General features: G+C 68.5%; 17 protein-coding genes. 10 read left to right on the top strand and 7 right to left on the bottom strand.

Annotation, left to right across the window (positions count from 1 at the left end):
• Positions 1-52: 52 nt before the first annotated feature.
• Entirely contained in the window at positions 53-397 is a 345-nt protein-coding gene (locus tag WJ35_RS24010; protein ID WP_069240151.1) for a DUF3564 family protein, read from the bottom strand.
• A gap of 562 nt (positions 398-959) precedes the next feature.
• Here WJ35_RS24010 and WJ35_RS24015 point away from each other — a divergent pair.
• Positions 960-2,165, top strand: coding sequence for an SDR family oxidoreductase (locus WJ35_RS24015; RefSeq protein ID WP_069240152.1), 1,206 nt, complete (start codon positions 960-962; stop codon positions 2,163-2,165).
• A gap of 82 nt (positions 2,166-2,247) precedes the next feature.
• Here WJ35_RS24015 and hpaR read toward each other — a convergent pair whose 3' ends face one another.
• Complete coding sequence (gene hpaR, locus WJ35_RS24020; protein WP_069240153.1) at positions 2,248-2,688, bottom strand: homoprotocatechuate degradation operon regulator HpaR; 441 nt, start codon at positions 2,686-2,688, stop codon at positions 2,248-2,250.
• A gap of 154 nt (positions 2,689-2,842) precedes the next feature.
• Here hpaR and WJ35_RS24025 point away from each other — a divergent pair, with 154 nt between their 5' ends.
• The 7 genes from WJ35_RS24025 to hpaI are packed head-to-tail and all read left to right on the top strand — an operon-like array spanning position 2,843 to position 8,747.
• Positions 2,843-3,532 (top strand): fumarylacetoacetate hydrolase family protein, encoded by a 690-nt coding sequence (locus WJ35_RS24025; protein WP_069240154.1) that lies wholly within the window; start codon positions 2,843-2,845, stop codon positions 3,530-3,532.
• Positions 3,529-4,293, top strand: a complete 765-nt coding sequence (locus tag WJ35_RS24030; RefSeq protein WP_060233130.1) for a fumarylacetoacetate hydrolase family protein — start codon at positions 3,529-3,531, stop codon at positions 4,291-4,293. Before WJ35_RS24025 ends, WJ35_RS24030 begins: the two co-directional genes overlap by 4 nt.
• 22 nt (positions 4,294-4,315) lie before the next feature.
• A complete protein-coding gene (gene hpaE / locus WJ35_RS24035) occupies positions 4,316-5,779 on the top strand; it encodes a 5-carboxymethyl-2-hydroxymuconate semialdehyde dehydrogenase (RefSeq protein ID WP_060233128.1) in 1,464 nt (487 codons plus the stop codon).
• Between the two features lie 43 nt (positions 5,780-5,822).
• Complete coding sequence (gene hpaD, locus WJ35_RS24040; protein WP_060233127.1) at positions 5,823-6,671, top strand: 3,4-dihydroxyphenylacetate 2,3-dioxygenase; 849 nt, start codon at positions 5,823-5,825, stop codon at positions 6,669-6,671.
• Between the two features lie 46 nt (positions 6,672-6,717).
• Positions 6,718-7,110 (top strand): 5-carboxymethyl-2-hydroxymuconate Delta-isomerase, encoded by a 393-nt coding sequence (locus tag WJ35_RS24045; RefSeq protein ID WP_060233125.1) that lies wholly within the window; start codon positions 6,718-6,720, stop codon positions 7,108-7,110.
• Between the two features lie 20 nt (positions 7,111-7,130).
• Positions 7,131-7,934, top strand: coding sequence for a 2-oxo-hept-4-ene-1,7-dioate hydratase (gene hpaH, locus WJ35_RS24050; protein WP_060233123.1), 804 nt, complete (start codon positions 7,131-7,133; stop codon positions 7,932-7,934).
• A gap of 6 nt (positions 7,935-7,940) precedes the next feature.
• Positions 7,941-8,747, top strand: a complete 807-nt coding sequence (hpaI, locus tag WJ35_RS24055; protein WP_060233122.1) for a 4-hydroxy-2-oxoheptanedioate aldolase — start codon at positions 7,941-7,943, stop codon at positions 8,745-8,747.
• Positions 8,748-8,807: 60 nt separating this feature from the next.
• Here hpaI and WJ35_RS24060 read toward each other — a convergent pair whose 3' ends face one another.
• On the bottom strand, positions 8,808-9,614 hold the full coding sequence (locus WJ35_RS24060; protein ID WP_060233120.1) for an AraC family transcriptional regulator: 807 nt from the start codon (positions 9,612-9,614) through the stop codon (positions 8,808-8,810).
• 97 nt (positions 9,615-9,711) lie between these two features.
• Here WJ35_RS24060 and WJ35_RS24065 point away from each other — a divergent pair, with 97 nt between their 5' ends.
• Together WJ35_RS24065 and WJ35_RS24070 are read left to right on the top strand one after the other, a co-directional pair.
• Positions 9,712-9,963, top strand: coding sequence for a hypothetical protein (locus WJ35_RS24065; protein ID WP_042587756.1), 252 nt, complete (start codon positions 9,712-9,714; stop codon positions 9,961-9,963).
• 27 nt (positions 9,964-9,990) lie between these two features.
• Positions 9,991-10,956: a quinone oxidoreductase family protein gene (locus tag WJ35_RS24070; RefSeq protein WP_060233118.1), complete on the top strand. Its 966-nt coding sequence runs from the start codon at positions 9,991-9,993 to the stop codon at positions 10,954-10,956.
• A 51-nt stretch (positions 10,957-11,007) separates the two neighbouring features.
• Here the strand turns inward: WJ35_RS24070 and WJ35_RS24075 are convergent, their stop codons facing one another.
• The 4 genes from WJ35_RS24075 to WJ35_RS24090 all read right to left on the bottom strand — a co-directional run bounded on the left by WJ35_RS24075 (position 11,008) and on the right by WJ35_RS24090 (position 16,241).
• The gene (locus WJ35_RS24075; protein ID WP_060233115.1) at positions 11,008-12,099 is read right to left on the bottom strand and encodes a porin; all 1,092 of its coding nucleotides are present in this window, start codon (positions 12,097-12,099) and stop codon (positions 11,008-11,010) included.
• Between the two features lie 103 nt (positions 12,100-12,202).
• Entirely contained in the window at positions 12,203-13,270 is a 1,068-nt protein-coding gene (locus WJ35_RS24080; protein WP_060004341.1) for an ABC transporter ATP-binding protein, read from the bottom strand.
• Complete coding sequence (locus WJ35_RS24085) at positions 13,263-15,035, bottom strand: ABC transporter permease (RefSeq protein ID WP_069240155.1); 1,773 nt, start codon at positions 15,033-15,035, stop codon at positions 13,263-13,265. The genes WJ35_RS24080 and WJ35_RS24085 overlap by 8 nt, the downstream gene beginning before the upstream one ends.
• Before the next feature lie 117 nt (positions 15,036-15,152).
• Positions 15,153-16,241: an ABC transporter substrate-binding protein gene (locus WJ35_RS24090; RefSeq protein ID WP_060233286.1), complete on the bottom strand. Its 1,089-nt coding sequence runs from the start codon at positions 16,239-16,241 to the stop codon at positions 15,153-15,155.
• Between the last annotated feature and the right edge of the window lie 164 nt (positions 16,242-16,405).

The following is a 16,405-nucleotide window of genomic DNA, read 5'->3' on the forward strand; positions in this document are numbered from 1 at the left end:
TATCGCGAAATGGGAATATCCCTAAAACCGCAGACGATTGCCGTCAAAAAAACTAACGCGCGACGGAAATAAATTCCCTGTATTCCGGCTCCGCGGTGGAACGATCGACCGCCTGCAGCCGCCAGGCCCCTTCATGCTCGCCGGCGAGCACGGCGGTGCCCTGTTCGCGCTGCGTCGCGTCGAACGACAGCCCCTGCAGCTTGCAGACGGCCTTGCCGCTGTCGGCCGCGCAGAGCGCCATTGCGCCCTCGACGTCCTTGACCTTGCCCCACGTCGGAAGATCGATGCCTTGATGTGCCTCGCGAGACCACAGCCCTTCGTCGGTGTCCACCCACAGCACTGCAAAAGACTGTCGAGTTGCCGCTTCGCTGCCATTAATCCGAATGGTGAGGCGCATTGGATCGTCTCCTGAAGAAAATCACACGTTCGACCGTTTTGGTTTGACCAGTCTAGATAGACTGCGGTGAAACGCAAGTGATAATCCTCAATAAATCGAATTGCGTGCATTCGTATACGCCATGAAACGACGTCTGACGATCGGCCGAGATCCGAATCTCGCCGGCAAAGACCCGCCGTAGCGCGATCCGTGCGTCGCGGCGGCAAATCGAGTGGCTCCGGACATGCGACGACTCGGATCGACCGGCGTCGAAGTGTCGCGCCGGCGCCGTCACGACATACCCCGACATACGCATACAAATCCGCACACTTTCGCAAAACTTTCAGGACAGACATCCGGACGATCGGGCCCCACACTGCCGGTTTCCGATCCTCTGTCGCGGACGCCCCTCCGTGGCGTCCCACGGCCTTCCACGCCGAGACGCGTTCGACGCATATCCCTGCGGCAGCGCAACGGGATCGGGAGCCCCGGGACCCATGCCAGTCCCGGCCGGCCGGGCGCGAGGCGCATCCCGTGAACCGGGGCCGCGCGGCGCCGCGCCGATTTTTCGAAGGAGATTCCCGTGCTGATCTGGAAAACCGCCCTGTCGCTCAACTGGCGCACGAGCCTCGTATCGCCGGCGTGCGCGCCGGTCGCCGCGGCGAACGTCGGGCGACTGGTGCTCACGGGCGCAACCGGCTTCATCGGCAGCACCGTGCTGACGACGCTCGTCAATGCGGGGCTGCTTGACCGCATCGTCTGCGTCGTGCGCGCGCAGGATCGCGGCCATGCGGTTTCGCGGCTGCGCGAGGCGGCGCTGCGCGCGGGGCTCGCGCCGTACTGGGCGTCGCGCCTGAGCGACGCGAACGTGGCGGTCGGCGCGCTCGGCGACGTGTGGCAGCGCGCCGACGCGCCGCGTCTGGCCGGCGCGACGCACGTGATCCATTGTGCGGGCCATGCGTCGCCGGCCGGCGGCGCGCATCTGCAGGCCGACCTCGCCGATTCGGTCGGCTTCGCCGCGCGCTTCGCGGATGCGCCGCAGCTGCAGCGTTTCGTCCACATCGGCACCGCCTACGCGCATGCGGGCCGCGGCGGCCTCGTGCATGAGGAGTCGCGCAGCGCGGGCGAAGCCGCGCAGGCCGCCCACGCGCTGCCCGGCGCGGTGCTCGCCGCCGACTACCTGCGCGCGAAGGCGGAAACCGAGCAGCGCCTGCGCACGCTCGGGCTGCCGCTCGTCGTCGTCCGTCCGTCGCACGTCGTCGGGCATACGGTGCTCGGCACGCGGCCCGCGCCGAACTCGTTCTGGGTGTTCCGTCTCGCACACGCGGCGCGTCGCTATACGGCGCGGCCGATGACGCGCATCGACATCGTGTCGGTCGACGACGTCGCGCGCGCGACGATGCTGCTGGCGGTCAAGCCGGCGCTCTCGCACGACGTCTATCACGTGTCGGCGGGCGACGAGGCGCCGATGGTCGCGCAGATCGTGCGGGCGATGGACGAGGCGGCGGGGATGGCGGGCGCGCCGCGCTACGCGGCGTGCGCGGCGGCGGAGCTGCCGCTCGTCGTGCGCGACGTGCTGGGGCGCGCCGATCCGGCGCTCGAGCGGGTGCTCGGCAAGGCGCTGCGGCGCTTTGCGGAATTCGCGGCCGTCGATCGCGTGTTCGACAACCGGCGCGTGCGCGACGAAATCGATTTCGAACCGCTGCCGTTCGTCGACTACGTCGAGGAATGCATGCGCACGTCGCGCGGTGTCGCGGTAACCGAACTGGTGCGCGGCACGCCGCACTGATCGTTCGCGCCGTTCGCGCGCTTCGCTCGGGCCGCGCCAGCGGCCCGTCGCGGATCGGCCGCGGCGCGCCGCCCGGCGTGCGTCACGGCGCGTTGCCGAGCTCGATCAGCCGGTCGAGCGCGCGGTAGATGTCGTCGAGCGCATCCTGGCCGAAGCGCGCCTCGAGCAGCCGGTACTGTTCGTCGATGCGCGGGCCGATTTCCGTGACCAGCTTCCGGCTTTGCGGCGTCAGGCTGACGAGCAGCCTGCGCTGATCTTCCTGCGCGCGCGTGCGCTTGATCAGGCCGTCGCGCTCCATCCGTTCGAGCACGCCCGTCAGGCTCGGGCTCAGGATGCAGCAGCGCCGCGCGATCTGTCCGGCTTCGAGCGCATGCGACGGCTCGCCGTCGAGCACGCGGATGATCCGCCATTGCTGTTCGGTCAACGCGAATTCCTTGAGAATGGGGCGGAACCGCCCCATCAGCGTTTCCCGGGCCTCGAGCAGCAGCATGGCCAGATTGCGGTGGTCGAGCGTACGGTTCATCGAAATGAAGGGGATGGACGGGGACGCGCCAATCTTAACAGGCGGTCGCGGCGAATTTCGTGTATCAGGGTAATCGAGGTTGTCATCGCCCGATTGTGTACTTAAGATGTTAAATATTGACGATGCGCCGCGACGCGCGGCAGGGGAATGACGCATGGAGCTGTCTTGCACGACCGCCGCGGCGCTGCCGGTCGCCATCGGCACCGTCTACGGCGCGCTGCTCAACGAGCGCGCCGCGCTCGACGGGCTCGGCGACGCGGTGCACCAGCCGCCTTACGGGCGGCCGCCGCAGGCGCCGATCCTGTACATCAAGCCCGCCAACACCCACGCGGCCGACGGCGCGGCCGTCGTCGTGCCGGCCGGCGTCGACGCGCTGGAGATCGGCGCGTCGGTCGCCGTTGTGTTCGCCCGCCGCACGACCCGCGTGGCGGCCGACCGCGCGCTCGACTACGTGCACGGCTTCACGCTCGCGAGCGACGTGTCGGTGCCGCATCCCGACTACTACCGTCCCGCCGTGCGCTTCAAGTGCCGCGACGGGTTCTGCCCGCTCGGCCCGGCGATCGTGTCGGCGCACGCGCTCGCGCTCGCCGATGCGGACGCGATCGCGCTGAGCGTGAAGATCGACGGTGCCACGGCCGCCGCCGCCTCGACCGCCACGCTGATCCGCCCGGTGCGGCAACTGATCGCCGACGTGTCGGCATTCATGTCGTTCGACGCCGGCGACGTGCTGCTGCTCGGCGTGGCGGGCGGCGCGCCGCGCGCGAAGCCGGGCAGCCGGATCGAGATCGCCGCGCACGGCATCGGCACGTTGCGGCATGCGCTGATCGCGGAGGGGGCCCGATGAGAACCGCACGCGTGATCTACAACGGCGCGCAGCATGCGGCCGAACCGGCCGGCGACGGCCTGATTCGCCTCGATACGGGGCGGGTCGTCGAGGAGAGCGCGGTGGCCTGGCTGCCGCCCGTCGCGCCGCGCACGACGTTCGCGCTCGGCCTGAACTACGCGGACCACGCGAAGGAGCTCGCGTTCAACGCGCCGAGCGAGCCGCTGATCTTCCTGAAGGGCCCGAACACGTTCATCGGCCACCGGTCGCGCACCGTGCGGCCCGCCGATGCGGCCCACATGCATTACGAGTGCGAGCTGGCGGTCGTGATCGGCCGCCCCGCGCGGGGCGTGCGCCGCGCGCAGGCGCTCGACTACGTTGCCGGCTACACGGTCGCGAACGACTACGCGATCCGCGATTACCTCGAGAACTACTACCGACCGAACCTGCGCGTGAAGAACCGCGACACCTGCACGCCGCTCGGGCCGTGGCTCGTCAGCCCGGACGAGGTCGGCGACCCGGGCGGCCTGACGCTGCGCACGACGGTGAACGGCCGCGAGACCCAGCGCGGCAGCACGCGCGACATGATCTTCGACGTGCCGGCGCTGATCGAGCACATCAGCGGCTTCATGACGCTGTCGCCGGGCGACCTGATCCTCACCGGCACGCCAGAAGGGCTCGCGGACACGCAGCCGGGCGACGAGGTCGTCACCGAGATCGAAGGCATCGGCCGGCTCGTGAACACGATCGTCGGCGAACACGACTACTATCGCGCCGGCTGACCCCGCCGCACAAGGAGAGCAGATGACCATCAAGCACTGGATCGACGGCCGCGAAGTCGAAAGCCGCGACACGTTCACGACGCTGAATCCGGCGACCGGCGAAGTCATCACCGACGTCGCGTCGGGCGGCGAAGCGGAAGTCGATGCGGCGGTGCGCGCGGCGAAGGCCGCATTCCCGAAGTGGGCGAACACGCCCGCGAAGGAGCGCGCGAAGCTGATGCGCAGGCTCGGCGAGCTGATCGAGCGGAACGTGCCGTCGCTCGCGGCGCTGGAGACGCAGGATACGGGCCTGCCGATCGCGCAGACCAGAAAGCAGCTGATTCCGCGCGCGTCGGAGAACTTCAATTTCTTCGCGGAAGTGTGCGTGCAGATGAACGGCCGCACGTATCCGGTCGACGACCAGATGCTGAACTACACGCTGTACCAGCCGGTCGGCGTGTGCGCGCTGATCTCGCCGTGGAACGTGCCGTTCATGACCGCGACGTGGAAGACGGCGCCGTGTCTCGCGCTCGGCAATACCGCGGTGCTGAAGATGTCCGAGCTGTCGCCGCTGACGGCCGACCAGCTCGGCCGGCTCGCGCTCGAGGCGGGCATTCCGCCGGGTGTGCTGAACGTCGTGCAGGGCTACGGCGCGACCGCCGGCGACGCGCTGGTGCGGCATCCGGACGTGCGCGCGGTGTCGTTTACCGGCGGCACGGTCACCGGCAAGAAGATCATCGAGCGCGCGGGCTTGAAGAAGTATTCGATGGAGCTGGGCGGCAAGTCGCCGGTGCTGATCTTCGACGACGCGGACTTCGACCGTGCGCTCGACGCGTCGCTGTTCACGATCTTCTCGATCAACGGCGAACGCTGCACCGCGGGCTCGCGGATCTTCGTGCAGCGCTCGATCTACGACCGCTTCGTGCGGGAATTCGCGCGCCGCGCGAACAATCTCGTGGTAGGCGATCCGGCAGATCCGGCGACGCAGCTCGGCGCGATGATCACGCGCGCGCACTGGGAGAAGGTGACGGGCTACATCCGCATCGGCGAGCAGGAAGGCGCGCGGCTCGTTGCGGGCGGCGCGGACCAGCCGGCGAACCTGCCCGCGCACCTGCGCAACGGCAACTTCGTGCGGCCGACCGTGTTCGCCGACGTCGACAACCGGATGCGCATCGCGCAGGAAGAAGTCTTCGGCCCGGTGGCCTGCCTGATTCCGTTCGACGACGAGGACGAAGGGCTGCGCCTCGCGAACGCCACGCGCTACGGCCTTGCGTCGTACATCTGGACGCAGGACGTCGGCAAGGTGCATCGCCTCGCGCGCGGCATCGAGGCCGGCATGGTGTTCGTCAACAGCCAGAACGTGCGCGACCTGCGGCAGCCGTTCGGCGGCGTGAAGGAGTCGGGCACCGGGCGCGAGGGCGGCGAATATAGCTTCGAAGTGTTCGCCGAGATCAAGAACGTCTGCATCTCGATGGGTTCGCATCACATTCCGCGCTGGGGCGTGTAAGCGGCGCGAGAAAGAACGAGACGCAGACTGACGGAGACTCACGATGGGCAAACTGTCCCTCGCCGCAAAGATCACGCACGTGCCGTCGATGTACCTGTCGGAGCTGCCGGGCAGGCATCACGGCTGCCGCGCGGAAGCGATCCGCGGCCATCAGCTGATCGGCGAGCGCTGCCGCGCGCTCGGCGTCGACACGATCGTCGTGTCCGACGTCCACTGGCTCGTCAACGCCGGGTATCACGTGAACTGCAACGCACGGTTTTCCGGCGTCTATACGAGCAACGAGCTGCCGCATTTCATCCGCGACATGGCCTACGCGTATCCGGGCAATCCGGCGCTCGGCCGGCTGATCGCGGAAACCGCGACCGCGCGCGGCATCGCGACGCGCGCGCACGAGATCGACAGCCTCGAACTCGAATATGGGACGCTCGTGCCGATGCGCTACATGAACGCCGACCAGCACTTCAAGGTCGTGTCGATCGCCGGCTGGTGCATGTGGCACACGCTCGACGAGAGCCGCCGCTTCGGCGAAGCGCTGCTCGAAGCGATCGGCAAGAGCGATGCGAACGTCGCGTTCCTCGCGAGCGGGTCGCTGTCGCATCGCTTCAACGACAACGGCAGCCCCGAGGAATCGATCCACCAGATCAGCCGCGAGTTCTTCCGGCAGGTCGACCTGCGGGTCGTTGACTTGTGGAAGCAGGGCGATTTCGCGACCTTCTGCAAGATGCTGCCGGAGTACAGCCAGCACTGCTTCGGCGAAGGCGGGATGCACGACACCGCGATGCTGCTCGGCCTGCTCGGCTGGGATCGCTACGACAAGCCCGTCGAAATCGTCACCGACTACTTCGCGAGCTCGGGCACCGGGCAGATCAACGCGATCTTTCCGCTGCCCTGAGCGCCGCCACGCCGTGCCACGCCGTGCATCCAACAGGAGAATCGTCATGCCACACATCGTCGTCGAGTACACCGCGAACCTTCGCGACGACGCGCGCATCCCCGCGCTGCTGCGCACGATCAACGCGACGCTGATCGCGCAGGGCGGCGTGTTCCCGACGGGCGGCATCCGCTCGCGCGCGATCGAGCTGCACGACTTTTGCGTCGCGGACGGCACCGGGGACGATGCGTTCGTCCACGTGACGCTGAAGATCGGCGCGGGCCGCAGCGAGGAAGTGAAGAAGGCCACGTGCGACGCGCTGTTCGACGCGATCAACGCGCATTTCGCCGAGCTGTACGCGAAGCGCTATCTTGCGTTGTCGATGGAGCTGGTCGAGTTCAGCGAGAGCGGCTCGTACAAGCACAACAACATCCACGCTCGCTACAAGCGGGCCGGCTGAACCCCCATCCTGATTCCACCATGCTCGAATCCGCCACCATCGACCAGCTCGCGCGGCGCCTGCACGACGCCGAACGCGAGCGCAAGCAGATCCGCCAGATCTCGCTCGACTATCCGGACATCACGATCGACGACGCGTATGCGATCCAGCGCGCGTGGGTGAACGTGAAGCTCGCGGAGGGCCGCACGCTGAAGGGCCACAAGATCGGCCTCACGTCGAAGGCGATGCAGAACACGTCGCAGATCGACGAGCCCGACTACGGCGCGCTGCTCGACGACATGTTCTTCGAGGACGGCGGCACGATCCCGACCCAGCGCTTCATCGTGCCGCGCGTCGAGGTCGAGCTCGCGTTCGTGCTCGGCAAGCGCCTGAGCGGGCCGAACTGCACGATCTTCGACGTGTACGACGCGGTGGATTACGTGGTGCCCGCGCTCGAGATCATCGACGCGCGCAGCCAGTCGATCGACGCCGATACGCAGCGCCCGCGCAAGGTGTTCGACACGATCGCCGACAACGCGGCGAACGCCGGCGTCGTGATCGGCGGGCGGCCCGTGCGGCCGGCCGACGTCGACCTGCGCTGGGTCGCGGCGATCATGTCGCGCAACGGCGTGGTCGAGGAAACCGGCGTTGCGGCCGGCGTGCTGAACCATCCGGCCAACGGCGTCGTGTGGCTCGCGAACCGGCTCGCGCGCTTCGACGTCGCGCTGGAGCCCGGGCAGATCGTGCTCGGCGGGTCGTTTACGCGGCCGTGCGCGGCGCGCGCCGGCGACACGTTCAGCGTCGACTACGGTCCGCTCGGCACCATTCAATGCCATTTCGGGTGACGCGTGATGCAGATGCCATCGAATCCCTTCAAGACCGCGCTCGCGCGCGGCGACGCGCAGATCGGGCTGTGGCTCGGTCTCGCCAGTCCGTACAGCGCCGAAGTCGTCGCGGGCGCCGGCTTCGACTGGCTGCTGATCGACGGCGAGCATGCGCCGAACACGGTGCCGACGATCCTCGCGCAATTGCAGGCGATCGCGCCGTATCCGTCGCATCCGGTCGTGCGCGTGCCGTGGAACGACCCGGTGATCGTCAAGCAGGTGCTCGATCTCGGCGCGCAGTCACTGCTCGTGCCGATGGTGCAGAGCGCGGCCGAGGCGCGCGCGGCAGTGGCGGCGACCCGCTATCCGCCGGAGGGCATCCGCGGCGTCGGCAGCGCGCTCGCGCGGGCGTCGCGCTGGAATCGCGTCGGCGACTACCTGCAGCGCGCGAACGGTGAAATGGCGGTGCTCGTGCAGGTCGAGACGCGTGCGGGGCTCGACGCGATCGACGCGATCGCGCGGGTGGAGGGCGTCGACGGCGTGTTCATCGGCCCCGCCGACCTCGCGGCGGATCTCGGGCATCTCGGCAATCCGGGGCATCCGGACGTGCAGGCGGCGATCGATCATGCGATCCGCGCGATCAAGGCGGCCGGCAAGGCGCCGGGGATTCTCAGCGCCGATGAGGCGGCGGCGCGGCGGTATCTGGCAACGGGTGCGTTGTTCGTCGCGGTGGGGGTCGATACGACGTTGCTCGCGAGAAGCGCGGAGCGGTTGGCGTCGCAGTTCAAGGGGAAATCGGCCGACGCCGCGAAGCAGGGCGACGGCACGTATTGAAGGCGCGGCATATCGAATGCAGCCGCCATCGATGCGTGCATGTAAGCGCGCAATGACGCGCTACGCGGCGTCGCCCCGGTGTCCGTCGTGTCCAGTTTCCATATACCGCCCCGGCGTCGTCCCCAACGCGCGCCGGAACATGTCGATGAACGCGCTCACGTTGTCGTAGCCAAGGTCAAGCGCGATCGTCGTCACCGGCACGCCGTCGGCCACCTTCTCCAACGCGCGCAGCAGCCGCGCCTGCTGACGCCACTGCGCGAACGTCAGCCCCGTTTCGGCGACGAAGCGGCGGCTCAGCGTGCGCGGCGCGATGCCCGCCCACGCTGCCCATTCCTCGAGGCGGCGGTTGTCCGCGAGATCGGCGCTCAACGCATCGGTGATCCGTCCGACCCGCGGATCGCGCGGGCGCGGCAGGCCGAGCGTGACCGGCGGCGATGCCGCGATCTCGTCGAGGATCACTTCCGCCACGCGCGTTTGCGCCGCGTCGAGTGCGCCGCCGCGCCAGCTTGCCGCGCGCCGTACCGCCTCGCGCAGCAGCGCGGAGGTGCGGATCGCGTGCGGCGCCTGCGGCAGCGATCCGCAGCGCGGTTCCGCGACGAACACGCTCCAGCCGGAGAACGGCCCGAACGAGCGCAGCGAATGCACGCAATGCGGCGGAATCCAGATTGCATGAACGGCCGGCACGACCCAGTCCTGGTCGTCGAGGCCGAGCGACAGCAGGCCCGTCAGCGCGCCGACCAGCTGGCCGCGCGCATGGCGATGCGGCGCGGTCACGCGCGCGTCGCGCTGCGTCAGCTCGGCAGCGGCGACGAACGGGCCGTCGGAAGAGCTCACGAGGCCGGCGGGAAGAAGCGGATCTGCAGGCATGGCTGGAATTCGGTATCGAATGGCATTTATACCGGAGTCCGGCCGTGTTCGCATCCCTACACTGAGTGCTCGTTCAACGCTTCAGGAGGGCCGCGCGATGCGAGCCGACGAAATGCTTCCCGACCACCTCAACCAGCTCGACCTCAACGGCACGACGATCCGCAAGGGCAGCGTGGGCGCCTTTCTCGCGAATGCGCGGGTGCTCACCGACCCGCATGCGGACGAGGCCGAGCGCTCCCGCGCGGCGGCCGATGCCGCCGACGTGCTGCCGGCGCTGCGTGCGCTCGGGCTGTTCGACGTGTTCGAGATCCGCGACGCCGCGTTGCGGGCGTGGGTCGACGCGCGGTGATGGCGCGGGTCATCTGAAGGAGCACCCATGAAAGCAGCAATCGTCAACGGGGCGGGCGAGCGCCCCGTTCATGCCGAGTTCGAATCGCCGCACGCGTTGCCCGGCCACCGGCTGGTCGACGTGACCGCGTCCGCACTGAGCCGGCTCGCGCAGGCCCGCGCGTCCGGTTCGCACTATTCGTCGACGGGCGGCTTTCCGTTCGTCGCGGGCGTCGATGGCACGGGGCGCCTCGACGACGGGCAGCGCGTCTATTTCTTCGGCCCGCTCGCGCCGTTCGGCGCGATGGCCGAGCGCACGGTCGTGCCCGACGCGCAATGCGTGCCGCTGCCCGACACGCTCGACGACGTCACGGCCGCCGCGATCGCGATTCCGGGGATGTCGTCATGGGCCGCGCTGACCGAGCGGGCGCGCGTCGCGGCCGGGGAGACCGTGCTGGTCAACGGCGCGACCGGCGCGTCCGGGCGGCTGGCCGTGCGGATCGCAAAGCACCTGGGCGCGGCGAAGGTGATCGCCACCGGACGCAACGCGGCGGTGCTGGCGGCGTTGCAATCGGCGGGCGCGGACGCCGTGGTGTCGCTGCAGCAGGACGACGCGCATCTGGCGCGTGCGCTGGAGCCGCACTTCCGCGCGGGCGTCGACGTCGTGCTCGATTATCTGTGGGGCGCGAGCGCACGTGCGCTGCTGGTGACGGCGGCGAAGGCGACGCCGCAAGGCCGGCCGCTGCGCTTCGTGCAGATCGGCTCGATCGGCGGCGCGGAGGTGCCGCTGCCCGGCGCGGTGCTGCGCGCGACCGCGATCACGCTGATGGGCAGCGGGATCGGGAGCATTGCGCTGCCGCGCCTGCTGGACGCGGCGCGTGCGGTGTTCGACGCGGTCGAGCCGGCGCGCCTGCATATCGGCGTGCAAGCCGTCCCGCTGGCGGGTGTCGACCGGTATTGGGATGACGTGAACGCGCTCGTCCGTCCGGTGTTCGTGATGCATAGGGACGCGTGACGAAGCGGCGCAGCCGGTTCGCGATGCTGCCGACCGGCTGCGCCGTCATGCTCAGAACCGCTGCTGAATCCCCACCGTTGCTCCGACCTGCGTGGTGCCATACCCCGCGACATCACGCGACACGCCGACCTTCTGTCCGTGCTGCGCGATCGCGAAGCCGCCGGACGCGTACAGCACCGTGCGCTTGGACAGCGCGTAGTTGGCCCGCACCGAGACCAGCGTCGGATCGGCATCGGTGCCGCCCTTGATGTTCTGGTGATACACGGCCGCGATCAGCGAGAACGCCGGCGTGAACTGGTACGACCCGCCGACCCAGACCATGTCGCTCAACTGGCTCGCCGCCGCGGTGCGGAACGTGCGCTTGTAATTGCGGTAGCCGGCCATCGTCTTCAGGTTGCCGAAGTCATAGCTCAGGCCCGCGTGGATGCCCTGGATGTAGTTCACGGGATCGGCCGGCGTGACGCTGTCCGCTGCGCCGTTCTGTCGGTCGAACGTGACGACCGCTGCAAACGGCCCCTTCTCGTAGCCGAGCGCGAAGTCGTACTTCGAGCTGGTCTTCACGCTGCCGGCCACGTTGCCGAACCCGTACATCGCGCCGAACTTGAAGCCGCCGAATTCGCCGTCGTAGCGGACCGCGTTCGACGAGCGCGAGAAGATGCCGTCCTTGCGTCCGCCGGTCGCCATCGACGATGACGCCCACGAATAGTTTTGCGAGTAACCCATCGGGTCGAACGGCATCATATAGTCGTACGTGACGGTGAAGTTGCGGCCGAGAGTCAGCTCGCCCCATTTGCCTTTCAGGCCCACCGTCGCACGGCGCGCGAAAATCGAGTCGGGGCCGTCGTCGGACGCGCCGTTCGCGAGATCGATCCCGCTTTCGAGGCGGAACACGGCCTTCAGCCCGCCGCCGAGATCCTCGACGCCGCGCAGGCCCCAGCGCGACGTGTTCTTGTTGCCCGACTTCAACCTGAACGAATTGCCGCCGTCCGGTGCCGCGTGGTTCGTGTATTCGATGCCAGCGTCCATGATCCCGTAGATCGTGACCGACGACTGCGCGTGAGCGGCGGGGGCCGCGACGCACGCGGCGGCGGCCGATCCGGTTAGCACTACTGTGCGAAAGGAACGTGCTGCGCAAGACTTCATTGACGGTGTCTCCGTGGTTTTTGTAGGTGAGGGAAATCGTGGCGCGCGCGCGGCGCCTCGGCGGATGCCGGGCGACATCCGCCGAGGTTGGTCGCCGCGCGGGTCAGCCGGCCTTCGCGAACGCCCAGCAGTCGTTGGTCGGGAATTCGAGCCAGTGCTTGCCGGCCGCGCGCGGCACGTGGCCGAACGCACGTAGCCGCAGGTCGCCGCAGTGGAACAGGTATTCCCAGCGGTCGCCGAGATACATCGACGTGACGAGGTCCGCCTGCAGCCGGTTCGCGCCGGGGCCGTCGGCGACCTGCACGCGTTCGAGGCGGATCACCGCCTGCGCATCCTGGCCGGGCGCGAGCGTGTCGCGGGCGAGCGCGCGCAGCTGCCAGCCGTCGCCGGCGAGCGTCACGCATTCGCCGTCGACCGCCGCGACGCGCGCGTCGATCCGATTGTTGCTGCCCATGAATTCGGCCGTGTACAGCGAGCGCGGCGCACCATAGAGCTCCGCCGGCGTGCCTTCCTGTTCGATGCGGCCGTTGCGCAGCAGCAGGATGCGGTCGGACATCGCCATCGCCTCGGTCTGGTCGTGCGTCACGCAGAGCGCCGACAGCCCGAGCGACACGATCAGCTCGCGCAGCCACGCGCGCGCTTCCTCGCGCAGCTTCGCGTCGAGGTTCGACAGCGGCTCGTCGAGCAGGATCACGGGCGGGTTGTAGACGAGCGCGCGCGCGATCGCGACGCGCTGCTGCTGGCCGCCGGAAAGCTGGTGCGGATAGCGCTCGGCGAGATGCCCGAGGCCGAGCTGGTCGAGCGCGCTCTGCACGCGGCGCTTCTGCTCGGCAGGCGCCACGCGGCGCAGCTTCAGCCCGTAGCCGACGTTGTCGGCGACGGTGCGGTGCGGCCACAGCGCGTACGACTGGAATACGAGCCCGAGCGAGCGCTGCTCGACCGGCAGGTCGACGCGTTGCGCGCCGTCGAAGAACACCCGGTCGTCGAGCTGGATGCGGCCGCCGGACGGCTGCTCGAGGCCCGCGACCGCGCGCAGCAGCGTGGTCTTGCCGCTGCCGGACGCGCCGAGCAGGCACACGACCTCGCCGGCCTTGAGTTCGAACGACACGCCCTTGAGGATCGGGTTCGCGCCGTAGCTCAGATGCAGATCGTCGACGATGAGCTTATCCATGAAGTTTCACTCCGAAGCGCAGGGCCACGCCGAGACCGGCGCCGACCATCGCGATGTTGATGACAGAGAGCGCGGCGACCTGGTCGACGGCGCCGGTCGCCCACAGCGACACGAGCAGCGCGCCGATCACTTCGGTGCCGGGCGACAGCAGGTAGACGGCGGTCGAGTATTCGCGCTCGAAGATCATGAAGATCAGCAGCCACGCGGCGAGCAGGCCGAAGCGCACGAGCGGCAGCGTCACGTCGAGCGACACGCGAGCGCGCGTCGCGCCGACGCTGCGGCCGGCTTCCTCGAGCTCCGGCCCGACCTGCAGCAGCGCGCTCTGGATCAGGCGCATCCCGTACGCGAGCCACACGACCGTGTACGCGATCCAGATGCTCCACATCGAGTTTTTCAGCTCGCGCAGCCCCGGCACGAACAGGAAGATCCACAGGAACGCGAGACCGGCGAGCAGGCCCGGCACCGCACGCGGCAGCAGCACGAGGTAGTCGAGCAGCTTCGTCGCCCAGTCGTGGCGGCGGTGGCCGGCGAACGCGACGAGCGAGTAGAAGCCGATCGCGATTGCGCCGCCGATCACGCCGATGCCGAGCGTGTTGACGATCGCGCGCACGAGGTTGTCCTGCTCGAACAGCTCGACGAAGTTCGCGAGCGTCAGCACCTCGGCGAGCGCGACGCCTTCGCCCCAGTTGGTCACGAACGCGCGCAGCACGATGCCGGAGATCGGCACGATCACGGTCAGCGCGAGCCACGCGGCGACGATCGCGAGCGCGATCCAGCGCCACACGCCGAGCGGCAGCACGGTCGTGCGGCCGGCCTTGCCCTTCACGGTGACGAAGCGGTTCGCGGTCTTCAGCAGCCGGCGCTGCAGCAGCACGAGCGGGAACGTGATCGCGACGATGCACACCGCGACCGCGGCCATCAGGTGATACGACGGCACGCCGAGCTTGTTGGTCAGCTTGTACAGGTAGGTCGCGAGCACGAGGTGGCCTTCCGGGTCGCCGAGCACGAGCGGCAGCCCGAACACCTCGAAGCCGAGGAAGAACACCAGCACGCCGGCGAACAGCAGCGCGGGCATCGTCATCGGCAGGCTCACGTCGAGCGCGACGCGAAACGGCCGCGCGCCCGTCACGCGCGCCGCTTCCTCGACGTCGGAGCCGAGGTTGCGCAGCGCGGCCGACGAATACAGGTACACGTGCGGCACGTGCGTGAGGCCGACGATCAGCGTGATCGCGAAGATCGAATAGACGTTCCAGGGCACGGATGCGGCGCCGAACCATTCCTTGAACCACACCGAGTAGAAGCCGACCGGGCCGACCGCGACCACGTAGCCGAACGCGAGCACCATCGGCGACACGAACACCGGCGTGAGCAGGAGCGGCTCGAGCCAGCGGCGGCCGGGCAGGTCGGTGCGCACCATCAGGAACGCGAGGATGCCGCCGAGCGGGATCGAGATGAACAGCATTCCGCCGGCGATGATGAACGAGTTCTTCACGGCCGACCAGAAGTCGGGATCGCTGAAGATGAAGCGGAAGCCGTCGACGCCGAGCGTGCGGTTCGCGTCAAAGAACGGCGCGGACAGCAGGCTCTGGAACAGGATGAAGCCGAGCGGCAGCGCCACCGCGATGGTCAGCACCGCGATGACGATCCAGCGCAGCATGCCGGCGAGCGGCTGCAGGCCGTTGGCCGGGAGCGCGGGGATCGCGTCGCCGGGGCCGGTGGTGCGCGCAACGGCCGGCGTCGTTGCCCGTGTGCTGGTTGAAAGCATGAGTTCGCCCCTGCGGCCATCCGGATGGCCGCCTACGGAAAGTCGGTAACGGGAAGCGGCCGGCCCGCGGCATTTTCGGCGGGCGGCCGGGGCTCGGCGGGTCAGCGCATCAGCGGATCAGCGCTTGATCGACTGCTGCCACTGCTTGAGGAACGCGAGGCGCTTCGACTGGTCGAGGTAGACGAGCAGGCCGGTGCCGATCTGGATCGGCTTCAGCGAATCACCGAGCTCCTTCGTGAGGCTCGCGGCGGACGTCTCGCCCGTCACGTCCGCGCGGATCGCATACAGGTTCGCCTGGTTCGCGATCAGCGTCTGGCCGCGCTGCGACAGCAGGTAGTCGACCCACAGCTTCGCGGCGTTCGGGCTCTTCGCCTTCTTCGAGATCGTCGCGAGGCGGCTCACGACCTGCGTGTAGTCCTTCGGAAACACGTAGCCGATCGACTTGTCCTTCTTCGCCTTCGCGTATGCATACGAGCCGATGATGTTGTAGCCGACCAGGTTCTCGCCGGACGAGATCCGCTCCATCATCGCGCCGGTGCTCGACTGCAGCTTCGGGCCGGTCGCGCCCATCGCCTTCACGAGCTCCCACGTGACCTTCTCGTTCAGGTGCGCGTCCTGCGTGAGCGCATTGAAGCCGACGCCCGACTTCTCGATGTCGTAGGTCGTGACCTTGCCCTTGAACTTGTCCGGCTGCGCGGCGAGCAGCTTGATCAGGTCCGTGCGGGTCTTCGGCACTTCGCCGTCGGGAATCAGCCGCTTGTTGTAGACGATCGCGAGCGGCTCGAACGTCGTGCCGTACGCCTGCTTCTGGTATTGCGCCCATTGCGGCACGTGGGTGCTTTCGGGCGAATCGTACGACGCCATCAGGCCGTCGTTGACGAGCTTGACCTGCAGGTCCATCGCCGAGCTCCACAGCACGTCGGCGCTGGTGCCGTTCGCTGCGTTCTCGCTGATGTAGCGGTTGTACAGCTCGGTGCTGTTCATGTCGTTGTATTCGACCTTGATCCCGTACAGGCTTTCGAAGTCCTTGATCAGCGGGCGCACGAGGCCCGTGTCGGTCGTCGAATAGACGATCAGCCTGCCTTCCTTCTTCGCGGCGTCGACGACGCCCTGGTAGTTGCCCGGATATCCGGCCGGAACCTGCGCCCAGGCGGCGCCGGCGACGATCGACAGGATGGCGGCGAGGTGCTTCGGTGCGAACGGCATGTCTTCCTCCAATTGCGCGTCTGTGTTGTTCGAGTGACGCGGATGGTAATTGCGGCGCACTTTCAGCCCGCTTTCATTTTCTTGAGCGATCGCGTCCGGCGGGTCATGGATTTCCCGGAGACGATGGGGCTGCGGGCGCGGCTGCGCGGGCGCGCAACCGGTAT

This window comes from Burkholderia ubonensis, assembly GCF_001718695.1.
Lineage (GTDB): Bacteria > Pseudomonadota > Gammaproteobacteria > Burkholderiales > Burkholderiaceae > Burkholderia > Burkholderia ubonensis_B.

Bases quoted from the DNA above. Each gene is read 5' to 3' on its own strand.
- hpaE (WP_060233128.1), top strand. From the start codon at position 4,316: ATGACCATCAAGCACTGGATCGACGGCCGCGAAGTCGAAAGCCGCGAC.
- hpaD (WP_060233127.1), top strand. From the start codon at position 5,823: ATGGGCAAACTGTCCCTCGCCGCAAAGATCACGCACGTGCCGTCGATG.
- WJ35_RS24060 (WP_060233120.1), bottom strand. From the start codon at position 9,614: ATGCCTGCAGATCCGCTTCTTCCCGCCGGCCTCGTGAGCTCTTCCGAC.
- hpaR (WP_069240153.1), bottom strand. From the start codon at position 2,688: ATGAACCGTACGCTCGACCACCGCAATCTGGCCATGCTGCTGCTCGAG.
- WJ35_RS24080 (WP_060004341.1), bottom strand. From the start codon at position 13,270: ATGGATAAGCTCATCGTCGACGATCTGCATCTGAGCTACGGCGCGAAC.
- hpaI (WP_060233122.1), top strand. From the start codon at position 7,941: ATGCAGATGCCATCGAATCCCTTCAAGACCGCGCTCGCGCGCGGCGAC.
- WJ35_RS24075 (WP_060233115.1), bottom strand. From the start codon at position 12,099: ATGAAGTCTTGCGCAGCACGTTCCTTTCGCACAGTAGTGCTAACCGGA.
- WJ35_RS24025 (WP_069240154.1), top strand. From the start codon at position 2,843: ATGGAGCTGTCTTGCACGACCGCCGCGGCGCTGCCGGTCGCCATCGGC.
- WJ35_RS24065 (WP_042587756.1), top strand. From the start codon at position 9,712: ATGCGAGCCGACGAAATGCTTCCCGACCACCTCAACCAGCTCGACCTC.
- WJ35_RS24010 (WP_069240151.1), bottom strand. From the start codon at position 397: ATGCGCCTCACCATTCGGATTAATGGCAGCGAAGCGGCAACTCGACAG.
- WJ35_RS24070 (WP_060233118.1), top strand. From the start codon at position 9,991: ATGAAAGCAGCAATCGTCAACGGGGCGGGCGAGCGCCCCGTTCATGCC.
- WJ35_RS24085 (WP_069240155.1), bottom strand. From the start codon at position 15,035: ATGCTTTCAACCAGCACACGGGCAACGACGCCGGCCGTTGCGCGCACC.
- hpaH (WP_060233123.1), top strand. From the start codon at position 7,131: ATGCTCGAATCCGCCACCATCGACCAGCTCGCGCGGCGCCTGCACGAC.
- WJ35_RS24030 (WP_060233130.1), top strand. From the start codon at position 3,529: ATGAGAACCGCACGCGTGATCTACAACGGCGCGCAGCATGCGGCCGAA.
- WJ35_RS24090 (WP_060233286.1), bottom strand. From the start codon at position 16,241: ATGCCGTTCGCACCGAAGCACCTCGCCGCCATCCTGTCGATCGTCGCC.
- WJ35_RS24045 (WP_060233125.1), top strand. From the start codon at position 6,718: ATGCCACACATCGTCGTCGAGTACACCGCGAACCTTCGCGACGACGCG.